The organism is Marinovum sedimenti, from assembly GCF_054052205.1.
The window spans coordinates 2,346,568-2,360,211 of record NZ_CM133223.1 but is presented as its reverse complement, the minus strand read 5'-3'; the positions used below and the strand labels follow the sequence as shown (position 1 = coordinate 2,360,211).

Sequence of the window (13,644 nt, the reverse complement as noted above, 5' to 3'; positions counted from 1 at the left end):
GCGCGTTGGGCGCGGTAATGTCCGCGCATGATTTCCACTCAGAACCTCACGCTTTCCCTGCCCTCCCCCGATGCGACCTGTCGCCTCGCCGCACGGCTGGGTGCGCGGCTGGCACCGGGGGATGTGCTGTTGCTCGAAGGCGACATCGGCGCGGGCAAAACCCATTTTTGCCGCTGCCTGATTCAGCATCGGCTGACTGTTCCCGAGGACGTGCCATCACCGACATTTACCTTGGTCCAGACCTATATCACCGACGATTGCGAGATCTGGCACGCCGACCTGTACCGTCTTGGTGACATTGCCGAGGTCGAGGAACTGGGCCTTACCGAGGCCTTCGACAGCGCGATTTGCCTTGTAGAGTGGCCCGACAGGCTGGGCGCTGAGGCGCCCGAAACAGCTTTGCGCCTTTCCATTGCACCCGGCCCTTCGGATGACAGCCGCGTTGTGACCTTACGCTGGAGCGATGCGCGCTGGGATGTCTTGCCAAAGGCGCTGGCCGCATGACCCGTAACGCACGGCGCGCCCGCTTTCTGCTCGGCTCGGGCCACGCCGATTGGGCATGTGCCCCGCTTGCCGGCGATGCATCTTCGCGCCGATACGAGCGATTGACCGGGCCGGACGGCCAAACCGTTATCCTGATGGACGCCGATCCCGCCACATGCGGCCCGCAAAGCGCGTTTCTGCATATCCGCACGCATTTGTTTCAATATGGATTTTCCGCGCCGGTGGTCTTTGCCCAAGACATCGACGCCGGTTTCCTTGTGCTTGAAGATTTCGGTGACGCGCTGTTTGCCAGCGTGATCCAACACACCCCCGCCCTGGAGCGCCCGCTTTATACCGCTGCGGCCGACCTCTTGGCCCGGCTGCATACCAAACCGCTTCCGCCGGGGATGGCGCCGATGACGGCGCGAGATCTGGCGACGATGATCGAACCCGCGTTCAAGGCCTACGCACCCGCCTGCGCGGCACTGTTGCCCGAGGCGACGTCGGCATTTGAGCAGGCGCTGCGCCCGGCGGCCGAGGCACCTGCCGTTCTGTCCTTGCGCGATTTTCATGCGGAAAACATGATCTATCTGTCCAATCGCAACGGTGATCGCCAAGTCGGGCTGCTGGATTTTCAGGACGCCTTTGCGACCCACCCGGCCTATGATCTGGTCTCGATGTTGCAAGACGCCCGCCGCGATCTTTCGCCCGGCATCGAAGAGGACATCTGTACCTATTTTACCGCCCGCACCGGCACCGCGCCCCAGCCGTTTGAGGCCGCCTACGCCGCGCTGGGCGCACAGCGAAACCTGCGTATTCTGGGCATTTTTTCCAACCTCGCCAAGGCGCGCAACAAGCCGCAGTACCTCGCCCTGCAGCCCCGCGTTTGGCACCACCTTCAGGCCAATCTGTCCCATCCCACGCTGGCCGATCTGCGTAAAATCCTGGCCCCCCTGCCCGCACCCGAGGTAACCGCATGACCCAGCCGCAAGCCGCCCTGCTTTTTGCCGCAGGGCTGGGCACCCGGATGCGCCCGTTGACCGATGACCGGCCAAAACCGCTGATCGAGGTGGGCGGTCGCACGCTCATTGATCACGCGCTTGATCTGGTCGCGCCGCTTGGGCTGCCCCGCGTGGTGGCCAATGCGCATTACCACGCCGAGATGATGGCGGCGCATCTGGCCGGGCGCGGAGTGACGATTTCCGAGGAGCAACCGCAGGTTCTGGAGACCGGTGGCGGGTTGAAACAGGCGCTGCCGCTCTTGGGCACCGGGCCGGTTTTCACGCTGAACACCGATGCGGTTTGGCACGGGCCCAACCCGCTGACTGCGCTGCGCAAGGCGTGGAATCCCGAGGTGATGGACGCGCTTTTGCTGTGCATTCCGCTGGAGAACGCGCATGGCCACAAAGGCCGTGGCGATTTCTTGCTCGACGCCGAAGGCCGGCTGAGCCGCGGGCCGGGGCTGGTGTATTCCGGGCTGCAGATCGTCAAGACCGAGGGCCTCGCCACGATCGAGAAGTCCGCCTTTTCGATGTGGGATCTGTGGCATCCGATGCTGGCGGCGGGGCGAATGTTTGGCCTGCCCTATGGCGGCCATTGGTGCGATGTCGGCTATCCAGAAGCCATTGGAATCGCAGAGGATATGCTTGCCGATGTTTGAACGCCTCGCCACACCGCGCCTGTTCGGCCTGCCTTCTGGCGTCGACTTCCCGCAAGCTTTGGTCGATGGGCTGCTGCACCGGGTCGCGGGCCAGCCGCCCGAGGCGCTGGCGCGGGTCGAGCTGATTGTGAACACCGAGCGGATGCGCCGCCGCATTCGCGCGATTTTTGATGCGGGTCCGCCGCGCGCCCTGCCTCGGATTCGGGTGCTGAGCGAGCTTGAACCGCCCTGGACGACCGATATTCCCGAGGCCGTGCCGCCGCTGCAACGCCGGTTGGAACTGGTGCAGCTGGTGTCCGGTCTGCTTGAGGCGCAGCCCGATATGGCCCCGCGCGCGGCGCTGTTTGATCTGGCCGATGGGCTGGCCGGGCTGATGGACGAGATGCAGGGCGAGGGCGTGACCCCGGCCGACATCGATGCGCTCGACGTGACCGACCAATCCGGCCATTGGCAGCGCGCGCGCGATTTTCTGACGATTGTGCAGCAGTTTTTTGACCCCGAAACCGATGCGCCCGACGGCACCGCCCGGCTGCGCATGGTCTCCGAAGCGCTGGCCGCGCATTGGCAAACCGATCCGCCCGACCATCCGATCATCATTGCCGGGTCCACCGGGTCGCGTGGGGCGGCGGCGCTGTTGATGGAGGCGGTGTCGCGGTTGCCGCAGGGCGCGCTTGTCCTGCCGGGGTTCGATTTTGATATGAAGCCGGCCAATTGGGCTGCGCTCGATCAGGCGCTGATCTCGGAGGATCACCCGCAGTACCGCTTTGCCCGGCTGATGCGCGCGCTGGAGGTTGGCCCCGAGGCGGTGCACCTTTGGCACCGGGTGTCCGCGCCCAGCCCTGCGCGCAACAAATTGATTTCATTGGCCTTACGCCCCGCGCCGGTGACGGATGCCTGGCTGACCGAAGGGCCGAAGCTTGCCGATCTGGACCGCGCCTGCGAAGACGTTACGCTGATCGAGGCGCAAAGCCGACGCGAAGAGGCGCTGACCATCGCGCTGCGTTTGCGGCAGGCGGCCGAGGATGGCCAGAGCGCTGCGCTGATCACCCCCGACCGGCATCTGACGCGGCAAGTGACCGCCACGCTCGACCGTTGGGGCATCATTCCCGACGACAGCGCCGGCATCCCGCTGCAACTGACCGCGCCGGGGCGATTTTTGCGCCATGTCGCGGCGCTGTTTGCCGGGCCGTTGGATGCGCCCGCGCTGTTGACGCTGCTCAAACATCCGCTATGCCATTCGGGCGGGGGCCGCAACGATCACCTGCGCCTGACCCGCGATCTTGAGCTGCGCTTGCGGCGCGAAGGCCCGCCGTTTCCCGATGCCGAAATGCTGGGCGATTTTGCCGCCGGGCGCGACGCACCCGAGTGGGGCGCGTGGCTGACGCAGGTTACGGGGCAAGATGGGCAGGCGCCGATGCCGCTGGCCGACTGGCTTGCGCGCCATCGTGCGCTGACCGAAGCGCTGGCCGCCGGGCATTTACGCGACGGCGCGGGCAATCTTTGGGTGCAGGTCGCGGGGATCGAAACGCTGGCGCTGGTGCGCAAGTTGGAACAGGCGGCCCCGCATGGCGGCACGCTGTCGGCGCGCGATTATGTTGATCTGTTCAGCGCTGTTCTGGGCCGCGAAGAGCAGCGCGACCGCGATCTCGGCCATCCGCATATCCGCATTTGGGGCACGCTTGAAGCCCGCGTGATGGGGGCCGATCTGCTCATCCTTGGCGGGTTGAACGAGGGCAGCTGGCCCGAACCGCCTGCGCCTGATCCCTGGCTTAACCGGGTGCTGCGCGACAAGGTTGGGCTGTTGTTGCCCGAGCGGCGCATTGGCCTGTCGGCGCATGATTTCCAACAGGCGGTTGGCGCGCGCGAGGTTTGGTTGACGCGTTCGGTGCGCTCGGATGATGCCGAAACGGTGCCGTCGCGCTGGCTCAACCGGCTGTCGAACCTGCTGCGCGGGTTGGGCCAGCCCGGTAAGGATGCTTACGCGGGCATGCAGGCGCGCGGTCAGGACTGGCTGGCGATGGCGCACGCGGTGGAGAAGGTCACGCCAGTGCCGCCTGCCTCGCGCCCCTCGCCAAAACCACCCGCCGAGGCGCGGCCTCGACAGCTTTCTGTCACTGAAATCAAGCGGTTGATCCGAGATCCCTATGCGATCTATGCCAAGCACGTGCTGCGGTTGCGCCGTCTTGACAGCCTTGCCAAAGCGCCTGATGCGCTGTTGCGCGGGATCATTGCGCATGAGGTTCTGGAAGATTTTATCAAGGACAGCGCCGCCGATCCCGGCAAGCTGAGCCGGGCGCATCTGTTGGCAACCACGGCGCAAGCGCTGGCCGACAACGTGCCTTGGCCCTCGGCGCGGGCCATGTGGCAGGCGCGGATGGCGCGGGCGGCGGATGGTTTCATCCGCGACGAAGAAGCCCGGCAGGATGTGGCAAAACCGCTGACCTATGAGGTCAAAGGCGCGCGCGACATCCCGGCGCTGGGCTTTCGGCTGGTCTGCGAGGCCGACCGGATCGACCGGCGGCGCGATGACGGGCGGCTGATGATTTATGACTACAAGACCGGCAAACCGCCCGGCCCCGCCGAGCAAACGCATTTCGACAAGCAACTGCTGCTTGAAGCGGCGGTGGCCGAGGCGGGCGGCTTTGAAAACATTGATCCGGCGGCGGTCGCACGCGCGGTTTACATCGGCATTGGGTCCAGCCCGGAAAACCGGGATGCGCCGCTGAACGAGGTGCCGCCGGCCAAGGTGTGGGCGCAGTTCGAGGCTCTGATTGGCAAGTATATGGATGAAAATCAGGGCTTTACCGCCCGTCGCGCGGTGCAGAAATCCGGCGATACTGGCGATTACGATCAATTGGCACGCTACGGCGAATGGGATCTGACCGACCAGCCGGATGCGCGGCCCGTTGCGGCACCAGACGTGGGGCCTGTGCGATGACCCAACGCGACGAAGCCACCCTGCGCCAGATCGCGGCGGCCAATCCTGACCGCTCGACCTGGCTCGCCGCCAACGCCGGATCGGGCAAAACCCGCGTGCTGACCGACCGGGTGGCGCGGCTGTTGCTGCAAGACGTGCTGCCCGAGCATATCCTCTGCCTGACCTACACCAAGGCTGCCGCGAGCGAGATGCAGAACCGGCTGTTTCAACGGCTGGGCGACTGGGCGATGAAAGACGATGCGGCGCTGCATCACGCGCTGCACGATCTGGGGATCGAGGGGCATATTTCCGAAGACGCGCTGCGCCGCGCCCGCACGCTGTTTGCCCGCGCGATTGAGGCCCCCGGCGGGCTGAAAATCCAGACGATTCACTCGTTTTGTGCCTCGATCCTGCGGCGTTTCCCGCTGGAGGCCGGGGTGTCGCCGCAGTTCAAAGAGATGGAGGACCGCGCCGCTGTGCTGTTGCGGGCCGAGATTATCGACCAGATGGCCGATGGGCCGGACGCGCCCAAGATCGAGGCGCTGGCCGCCTATCTGACCGACACCGATTTCGACAGCATCGCCTATGAGGTGGTGAACAACCGTCATGCGCTGGCGCAGCCGATGGAGGCGGCCGAGATCAGCGCGCTGTTTGGACTGCCGGAAGAGGCCAGTGAAAGCTGGCTTTTGGGGCGGGTGTTTTTGGGCGGTGAGCTGGAGTTGATCGGTCAGGTGGCCGATGTGTTGCAGGGCAGTGGTGCCAATGACCAGAAGGCCGCCGCCAAGCTGCGGACGATCACCGCGCCGGATTTGAAGGCGCTGGCGGTGCTGGAAGATGTGCTTTTGAACGGCCCTGCGGCCAAGGCCGGGCCGTATTCTGCCAAGATCGGCAGCTTTCCCACCAAGGGCCCCCGCGAAGGGGCCTTGGCCGAGGTGATGGCGCAGTTGGAGGACCTGATGCGCCGGGTCGAAGAGGCGCGCGACAGCCGCTGCGCCCTTGCTGCCGTTGGCAAAACGCAGGCGCTGCACAGTTTTGCCGCTGCCTTTCTGCCGCGCTATGAGGCGGCGAAACTGGCGCGCGGCTGGCTCGATTTCGACGATCTGATCCACAAGACGATGGCGCTTTTGACCGACCGCAAAGTGGCGCAATGGGTGCTGTATCGGCTGGACGGCGGCATCGATCACATCCTTGTCGACGAGGCGCAGGACACCAGTCCGGTGCAATGGCGCGTGATCGAGGAGCTGGCGCGCGAGTTTACCAGCGGCGATGGCGCGCGGCAGGATGTGGCGCGGACAATCTTTGTTGTCGGTGATAAGAAGCAGTCGATTTACTCGTTTCAGGGCGCGGATCCGGCGGAATTTGACCGGATGAAAGCGGAGTTTGCCGAGCGCCTTTTGTCGACCGATCAACCGCTTCAGGACACCACGCTGCAATTTTCGTTTCGCTCTGCCGAGGCGATTCTGCGGCTGGTGGACACGTTGTTTGAGGCGCGGGCGCGCTCGGGCTTTTCGCGCGACGAAACCCACCGCGCGTTCAAATCCGATATGGGCGGGCGCGTTGATGTCTGGCCGCTGATCGACAAATCGAGCGACAGCGAAAAGGGCGAGTGGGACGATCCCGTTGACCTGCCGGCTGACACCCACCACACCGTGATTTTGGCGCGCCGAATTGCGCGTGAAATCAAGCGGATGCTGGACGCGAACACGCCGATCCCGTGGAAGAAAGAGCCGCATGGCTGGGCCGGGCGCACCGTCAGCCCCGGCGATTTCCTGATCCTCGTTCAGCGGCGGTCAGACCTGTTTGCCGAGATCATTCGCGCCTGCAAAGAGGCCGGACTGCCGATTGCCGGGGCGGATCGGCTTAAGGTTGGGGCGGAATTGGCGGTGCGCGATTTGGCGGCTTTGCTGTCGTGGCTGGCGCTGCCGGAGGATGATTTAAGCCTTGCGACGGTGTTGAAATCGCCGCTTGGCGGCTGGGATGAGGCGCAGCTTTATGACCTCGCGCAGAGGCGGGAGCAGAAGTATTTGTGGCGCGAATTGGCGGCGCGGCAGGCCGAGTTTCCAGACCTTTGGGCGATGCTGACCGACTTGCAAAATTCGGCTGATTTCATGCGTCCGTTTGACCTAATTGAGCGGATTTTGACCCGGCATGACGGGCGGTCAAAGCTGCTTGCGCGGTTGGGGACAGAGGCCGAGGATGGGATAAATGCGCTTTTGTCTCAGGCACTTGCCTATGAAAAGACCGAGATCCCCAGCCTGACGGGTTTCCTGATCTGGATGGAGACCGACGAGCTTGAGATCAAGCGCCAGATGGACAGCGCGGGTGACCGAATTCGGGTGATGACGGTGCATGGGGCCAAGGGGCTGGAGGCGCCGATTGTGATCCTGCCTGACACCGGCAAACGCGATGTGCAGATCCGCGATGCGGTGATTCCGGTGGGTGACGCGGTGACGTGGAAAACAGCGGCGGCAGAGAGCCCGCGCGCCATGACCGAGGCGCTGGACGCGGCGAAAGAGAAGCAGCGGCAAGAGCGGGATCGGCTGTTGTATGTGGCGATGACGCGGGCGGAAACTTGGCTGATCATCGCGGCGGCGGGGGATTTGGGCAAGGATGGCCAAAGCTGGTACGAGCCGATTGAGGCCGCGATGAAGGCCGCCAATGCCGCGCCGCACGACTTTGGTTTTGGCGCGGGGCTGCGCTATCAAAGCGGCGATTGGCCGACTGTTGCGGCCGTGCACGCGCCGCCGGAGGACCCGGATGCGGCTGTTTTGCCGAACTGGGCCAAGGTGCCTGCCACAGCACCACTGCCGCTGGCCGAAACGCGCTCGCCTTCGAAACTGGGCGGGGCGCATGCGCTGCCCGGTGATGCCGGACAAGACGAGGAGGCCGCCAAGCGCTTTGGCACGCTGGTGCACCTCGCGCTGGAACGGCTGGGCAATCTGCCTGAAGCCGCGCGCCAGAAAGTGCCCGAGGACGAGACGCGCGCCCGCGCCCATCACGAAGCCTGTGACGTTTTGGCCAAGCCCGAATTGGCCAGCCTGTTTGCCCCCGGCACCCTGGCCGAGGTGGCGGTGAGCGCAGATGCCGGGCCTTTGGGCCGATGTCATGGCGTGATCGACCGGCTGATTGTGACCGAGACCGCCGTTTTGGCGGTGGATTTCAAAACAAATGCCACCGTGCCCACGCGGCCCGAGGACACGCCGGAAGCGCTGTTGCGGCAAATGGGAGCTTACGCGGAAATGCTTAAGCATCTCTATCCAAAGCACGAAATCCAGACCGCCATTCTCTGGACAAGGTCCGCCGCGCTTATGACTCTGCCACACGATCTGGTGACAGCCGCCCTGGCGCGCACAACATCGCCTTGACGCCACGGGGGGGCGTACCTACGTTCCCCCTCCAAGCGAGACAATCGACTCATTCAGGAGAAAGAGCATGGCCACTGTTGCCGTTACCGACGAGACCTTCGACGCCGAAGTCCGCGAATCCGACGTACCCGTCGTTGTGGATTTCTGGGCCGAGTGGTGCGGCCCCTGCAAACAGATCGGCCCGGCGCTCGAAGAGCTGTCCGAGCAATACGGCGACAAGATCAAGATCGCCAAGGTTGATGTAGACAGCAACCCAAACACTGCCGCCGCGATGGGCATCCGTGGCATTCCGGCGCTGTTCATCTTTAAGGACGGCCAGCCGATTTCCAACAAAACCGGTGCTGCGCCGAAGGCCGCGCTGCAAAGCTGGATCGACGAATCGATCTAAGGCTTTGGCCTAACCAAACGCGCGCGGCGGCTCAACCAAACGCGCGCTGCGCGATGACTTTGAGGCGCTCAAACTCTATCAGAGCTTGGGCGCCTTTTCTATTGGCGGTGCGGTTCCACTCGGTAAGCACCTGGATACGCAGTAAGAATTGCACACTCGGATCCTCGGGCCTGACGAAATCATAGCCCTCGAAAAACGCCTCCATGGCGGCGGGCGGCAGCATTTGCCCCGATGGGATCGCCTCGAGATCAGCCGCGGTGATGGCATAGCTGAGCAGCAGTCGGGCGATATCGTAGCCCACAGGCGCGTGTCTGGCGGGCATGAAATCATAGCCCGCGACGCTGGCGCCCTCGATCAGGATGTTGTGACAGTTTATGTCGCCATGCTTGGCCGAAATCCGGCTTTTACCGCCTTCGTGATCGGCCGCGATAGCGGGCATCCGACGGGCCAGATCGATGAAACGGCGCTGGCCGCGAATGCGCCGTTCGCCGGTCTCGATCTGAGCGGCGAGATGCAGCATGTGGTCGGCCATAAAGTGCGGCCGAAACTTGCGATTTTGCTGAAATGTGCCGCGATGGAAGGCCGCGAGCCAGCGCCCGGCCTGGCGCAGAAAGGGTGTGTGGTCTTCGTGCGTGAGACACAGGTCGCGCAGGGTTTCGCCCGGCTGGAATGCCATCAGACAGGCCTTTAACGCGCGATCTTCGGCGAGAATGCGCGGCACGGTCAGGTTCGGAGCCTCTTTAAGAGCTTGCCACGCCATCGCTTGCGCGTCGAGCATGCCGTTGAATTCTCTAGGGTCTTCGGGGCGGAACACCTGTTTCAGGATCAGCGGAGCCTGCCTCGGTGCATCAAACCGCATCACAAGATGCAGCCGCTGGGGATTGTCCTTGAGCCAATGGCGTGTCGGGGCATAGGCCCCGGCATCAAGCCCGGCCTGCGCGGCAAGATGGTGGAACACATCCACCGCCACGTCTTGTATGTCAGAAAACGCGTTCAATTCCGGACCTTTCCGCTGTACACCCTTGCGAACCCTTCGGCCCAATCACAAGTACTGCCTAAACGGAGACCTATCCATGCAAAAACAAGAGTTCCCCGGCTGGCACGGCACCACGATCATCGGCGTCAAGAAAAACGGCAAGGTGGTGATTGCCGGTGACGGGCAGGTCAGCCTTGGCCAAACCGTGATCAAGGGCACCGCACGCAAGGTGCGGCGGATATCGCCCGGTGGTACGGATGTCGTTTGTGGCTTTGCCGGATCAACGGCAGATGCGTTTACCCTCCTCGAACGGTTGGAGGCCAAGCTGGAAGGCACGCCGGGCCAATTGGCACGCGGCTGTGTCGAGCTGGCCAAGGATTGGCGCACCGATAAGTATCTGCAAAAGCTTGAGGCAATGTTAATCGTGTCGGACGGCGAGCAGATGTTTGTGATCACCGGCGCCGGTGATGTGCTTGAGCCGGAACATGACGTGACGGCCATTGGATCGGGCGGCAACTATGCTTTGGCCGCCGCACGCGGGATGATGGACACTGACCTGTCTGCCGAAGAAGTGGCGCGCAAGGCGATGGCGATTGCCGCCGACATCTGCGTTTATACCAACGGCAATCTGACGGTTGAGACCATCGGGGGCTAGCGCCGCGCCGCGCCAGTGGCTGCCTTCGGGGGGCCGCTGCTACGGCAATTCGGGGCGCTTTATGCCCGCACCAGCCGGGAGGGTCGCGCAAACGGCAGCCCGGTGGGGTGGGCAGGCGCAAACCCGGCGGCCTTTGGCCTTCAATCCGGGCCTGACCAGCACAGCCCCTTCAAATCCGCCCTCACCATGCGTATCTCTTGGCGCAACGACAAAGGGACCATCATGACCGACCTTACCCCCCGCGAGATCGTTTCCGAGCTCGACCGTTTCATCATCGGCCAGGCCGACGCCAAGCGCGCCGTTGCTGTGGCGCTGCGCAATCGGTGGCGGCGCAAGCAGCTTTCCGATGATCTGCGCGACGAAGTTTACCCTAAGAATATCCTGATGATCGGCCCCACCGGCGTTGGCAAAACCGAGATCAGCCGTCGCTTGGCCAAGCTTGCCAAGGCGCCGTTTATCAAGGTTGAGGCGACCAAGTTCACCGAAGTGGGCTATGTTGGCCGCGATGTGGAGCAGATCATCCGCGATCTGGTGGACGGTGCGATCATCCAGACCCGCGAGTTGATGCGCGACGAGGTGAAAGCCAAGGCGCATCACGCCGCCGAAGAGCGGGTGATCACTGCGATTGCCGGCGAGGATGCCCGCGAGGGCACGCGCGACATGTTCCGCAAAAAGCTGAAAGATGGGCTGCTTGATGACACCGTGATCGAGCTGGAACTGGCCGACCATTCCAACCCGATGCCGACGATGGACATCCCCGGCCAGCCCGGCAGCCAGATGGGCATGATGAACCTTGGCGATATTTTCGGCAAAGCCTTTGGCGGGCGCACCACGCGCAAGCGGATGACCGTGGCCGAGAGCTATCAAACGCTGATTTCGGAAGAGGCCGACAAGCTGCTTGATGATGAAAAAGTCACCAAGGCGGCGTTGGAGTCGGTCGAGCAGAACGGCATCGTGTTTCTCGACGAGATCGACAAGGTTTGCGCCCGTCAGGATGCGCGCGGTGGCGATGTTTCGCGTGAAGGGGTGCAGCGCGATCTGCTGCCACTGATCGAGGGCACGACCGTCAGCACCAAGCATGGCACGGTCAAGACCGACCATATTCTGTTCATCGCATCGGGCGCGTTTCACATTGCCAAGCCTTCGGATTTGTTGCCGGAATTGCAGGGTCGCTTGCCGATCCGGGTCACGCTTCGGGCGCTGACCGAGGGCGATTTTGTCCGCATCCTGACCGAGACCGACAACGCGCTGACGCTGCAATATACCGCGCTGATGGGCACCGAAGAGGTTGAGGTGTCCTTCACCGAGGATGGCATCGCGCAGCTCGCCAAGATTGCCGCTGAGGTGAATGACAGTGTCGAGAATATCGGCGCGCGGCGGCTGTATACGGTGATGGAGCGGGTGTTTGAGGAGCTGAGCTTTCATGCGCCAGATCGGGGTGGCCAGAGCGTTGTTGTGGATGCTGATTTCGTTGAAAAGAACCTTGGCGAATTGACCCGTTCGACGGATGTGAGCCGCTACGTTCTTTGATCTGAGCCGACCAAGCTACAGAGAACCGCCCCGCAGATCTGTGGGGCGTTTTGCGTTTGAGGGCTTTGAAATCAGGCCATCGACCAGCGTTCGGCCATCCGGGCGTTGTCCATCCCCCAGAGGTTGCCAAGGGTGGCGGGCACCGAAAGCTTAGTTGACGCCGCCTGCACCCAATTGGCGAACATCGGGATGACCACGCCGCTTTCGTCGCGCAGGATCATCTGCATTTCGGTGTACATCTCGCGGCGTTTGTCGCTGTCGAGCTCGGAGCGCGCGGTGATCAGCAGGTCCTGAAAGCGGGCGTTGTCCTTGCCGCTCCATTGGCTGTCGTTCCACGGCACGCCGGCCTCATAGGCGGCGGAAAACATCCAATCCTCGGTGGCGCGGCCCGACCAAAATCCGGCGCTGAATGGCTTTTTCCGCCAGACGTTTGCCCAATAGCCATCCGCCGGCTCCTGCACCACGTTGAGGGTGATGCCTGCGGTTTTGGCCGAGGCTTGATAGAGCTGCCCCGCCTGTTCTGCGCCCGCGAAGGCCGCGGATGAGACCGACAGATCGAGGGTGAGCGCGCCAAGGCCCGCCTGTTTGAGGTAGAACTTTGCCTTGTCGGGATCATAGGGCAGCGGCGCCATATCCTCGGCGAAATACTGGTTGGCGGGGCCGATGGGGCTGTCGTTGCCGATGCGTCCGTGGCCAAGCAGAACCTTGTCGACCATCTCTTGCCGGTTGATGCCGTGCTTGAGCGCGCGGCGCAGATTCACATCGTCGAACGGCGCAAGGGTGCTGTTCATCGGAAAGGTGACATGGCGGTTGCCGGTCACGTCTTGCAGTCGAATCAACGGGTTGGCCGTCAGCAGCGCCTTGGCCGTTACATCGACCTCGTTGATTGTGTCGACGCGCCCAGAGAGCAGCGCGTCCCGCCGCGCGGCGGGATCATTGATCGCGATAAACTCGATCTCGTCAAAGAAACCGGCGCTGTCGCCTTTGTAGTGGCCCTCGACCCGTTTGCCGGTGAACCGCACCCCCGGTTCAAAGCTTTCGACGCGGTAAAGGCCGGTGCCGATGCCCTGCGCGATGGCGTCGTCGATCTGGTTGGCGGGATAGATCATCAGGTGATAATCCGACAGCAGATACGGCAGATCGGCGTTGCCCGCCGCGAGCGTGAGCTGCACCTGATGCGGGCCGAGCTTTTTCATCTCGGTGAAGGCCTGAACGATGGGTTTGGCGGCCGAGGTCGACCCCTCGGCGGTGTGCATGGCCAGCGAGGCGAGCACGTCATCTGCCCCGAAAGCCTTGCCGTTGTGGAAGGTCACGCCGCGCCGCAGATTGAAGGTCCAGACCTTGGCGTCTGGCGAGGCCTCCCAGCTTTCGGCCAGTTCCCCCGCCAGCGTGCCGTCGGCTTTGACTTCGGTCAGCGCGTCAAACACCGCGCCTTGGGCGGCGTTTTGCATGAAGGCGTCAGTGTGGGTTCGGGCATCCCAACTGTCGGAGGTGTTGGCCCCGGCGAGGCCCGCGCGCAGGCACCCGCCGCGCGCCCTTTGGGCCCTGAGCGGCATCCCCGAGGCGGCCAACATGCCCGCAGCGGCACCGGTGCGCAGCAACCCGCGTCGTGTCAGTCTGGCCATGGTATCCTCCCCGATCGTCTTGCAGGTGCCGCCCTTCGTATGCGA

The 13,644-nt window shown here is 63.6% G+C and carries 10 protein-coding genes; 8 read left to right on the top strand and 2 right to left on the bottom strand.

Going from position 1 to position 13,644, the window contains the following annotated elements:
* Window positions 1–27: 27 nt before the first annotated feature.
* From tsaE to trxA, 6 genes are all read left to right on the top strand, one after another.
* Window positions 28–504, top strand: coding sequence for a tRNA (adenosine(37)-N6)-threonylcarbamoyltransferase complex ATPase subunit type 1 TsaE (tsaE, locus tag ACW9UO_RS11365; RefSeq protein WP_457085921.1), 477 nt, complete (start codon window positions 28–30; stop codon window positions 502–504).
* Window positions 501–1,463 (top strand): aminoglycoside phosphotransferase family protein, encoded by a 963-nt coding sequence (locus ACW9UO_RS11360; protein ID WP_457085920.1) that lies wholly within the window; start codon window positions 501–503, stop codon window positions 1,461–1,463. Before tsaE ends, ACW9UO_RS11360 begins: the two co-directional genes overlap by 4 nt.
* Window positions 1,460–2,143 carry a nucleotidyltransferase family protein gene (locus ACW9UO_RS11355; RefSeq protein WP_457085919.1) on the top strand — a complete coding sequence of 228 codons (684 nt, stop codon included), beginning with the start codon at window positions 1,460–1,462 and terminating at the stop codon, window positions 2,141–2,143. The genes ACW9UO_RS11360 and ACW9UO_RS11355 overlap by 4 nt, the downstream gene beginning before the upstream one ends.
* Window positions 2,136–5,081, top strand: coding sequence for a double-strand break repair protein AddB (gene addB, locus ACW9UO_RS11350; protein WP_457085918.1), 2,946 nt, complete (start codon window positions 2,136–2,138; stop codon window positions 5,079–5,081). The genes ACW9UO_RS11355 and addB overlap by 8 nt, the downstream gene beginning before the upstream one ends.
* Window positions 5,078–8,425 carry a double-strand break repair helicase AddA gene (gene addA, locus ACW9UO_RS11345; protein ID WP_457085917.1) on the top strand — a complete coding sequence of 1,116 codons (3,348 nt, stop codon included), beginning with the start codon at window positions 5,078–5,080 and terminating at the stop codon, window positions 8,423–8,425. Before addB ends, addA begins: the two co-directional genes overlap by 4 nt.
* A 67-nt stretch (window positions 8,426–8,492) precedes the next feature.
* A complete protein-coding gene (gene trxA, locus ACW9UO_RS11340; RefSeq protein WP_457085916.1) occupies window positions 8,493–8,813 on the top strand; it encodes a thioredoxin in 321 nt (106 codons plus the stop codon).
* Between the two features lie 31 nt (window positions 8,814–8,844).
* Here the strand turns inward: trxA and ACW9UO_RS11335 are convergent, their stop codons facing one another.
* Window positions 8,845–9,810, bottom strand: coding sequence for a phosphotransferase (locus tag ACW9UO_RS11335; protein WP_457085915.1), 966 nt, complete (start codon window positions 9,808–9,810; stop codon window positions 8,845–8,847).
* A 76-nt stretch (window positions 9,811–9,886) separates the two neighbouring features.
* Between ACW9UO_RS11335 and hslV the strand changes: the two genes are divergently transcribed.
* Together hslV and hslU are read left to right on the top strand one after the other, a co-directional pair.
* A complete protein-coding gene (gene hslV, locus ACW9UO_RS11330; RefSeq protein WP_457085914.1) occupies window positions 9,887–10,444 on the top strand; it encodes an ATP-dependent protease subunit HslV in 558 nt (185 codons plus the stop codon).
* Window positions 10,445–10,666: 222 nt separating this feature from the next.
* The gene (hslU, locus tag ACW9UO_RS11325; protein WP_457085913.1) at window positions 10,667–11,974 is read left to right on the top strand and encodes an ATP-dependent protease ATPase subunit HslU; all 1,308 of its coding nucleotides are present in this window, start codon (window positions 10,667–10,669) and stop codon (window positions 11,972–11,974) included.
* 71 nt (window positions 11,975–12,045) lie between these two features.
* On the opposite strand, the gene ACW9UO_RS11320 is transcribed toward hslU, so the two are convergent.
* On the bottom strand, window positions 12,046–13,599 hold the full coding sequence (locus ACW9UO_RS11320; RefSeq protein ID WP_457085912.1) for an ABC transporter substrate-binding protein: 1,554 nt from the start codon (window positions 13,597–13,599) through the stop codon (window positions 12,046–12,048).
* Window positions 13,600–13,644: the final 45 nt, after the last annotated feature.

Coding starts and splice junctions, on each gene's coding strand:
- hslU (WP_457085913.1), top strand. CDS start 10,667: ATGACCGACCTTACCCCCCGCGAGATCGTTTCCGAGCTCGACCGTTTC.
- ACW9UO_RS11360 (WP_457085920.1), top strand. CDS start 501: ATGACCCGTAACGCACGGCGCGCCCGCTTTCTGCTCGGCTCGGGCCAC.
- tsaE (WP_457085921.1), top strand. CDS start 28: ATGATTTCCACTCAGAACCTCACGCTTTCCCTGCCCTCCCCCGATGCG.
- addA (WP_457085917.1), top strand. CDS start 5,078: ATGACCCAACGCGACGAAGCCACCCTGCGCCAGATCGCGGCGGCCAAT.
- addB (WP_457085918.1), top strand. CDS start 2,136: ATGTTTGAACGCCTCGCCACACCGCGCCTGTTCGGCCTGCCTTCTGGC.
- hslV (WP_457085914.1), top strand. CDS start 9,887: ATGCAAAAACAAGAGTTCCCCGGCTGGCACGGCACCACGATCATCGGC.
- ACW9UO_RS11355 (WP_457085919.1), top strand. CDS start 1,460: ATGACCCAGCCGCAAGCCGCCCTGCTTTTTGCCGCAGGGCTGGGCACC.
- ACW9UO_RS11320 (WP_457085912.1), bottom strand. CDS start 13,599: ATGGCCAGACTGACACGACGCGGGTTGCTGCGCACCGGTGCCGCTGCG.
- trxA (WP_457085916.1), top strand. CDS start 8,493: ATGGCCACTGTTGCCGTTACCGACGAGACCTTCGACGCCGAAGTCCGC.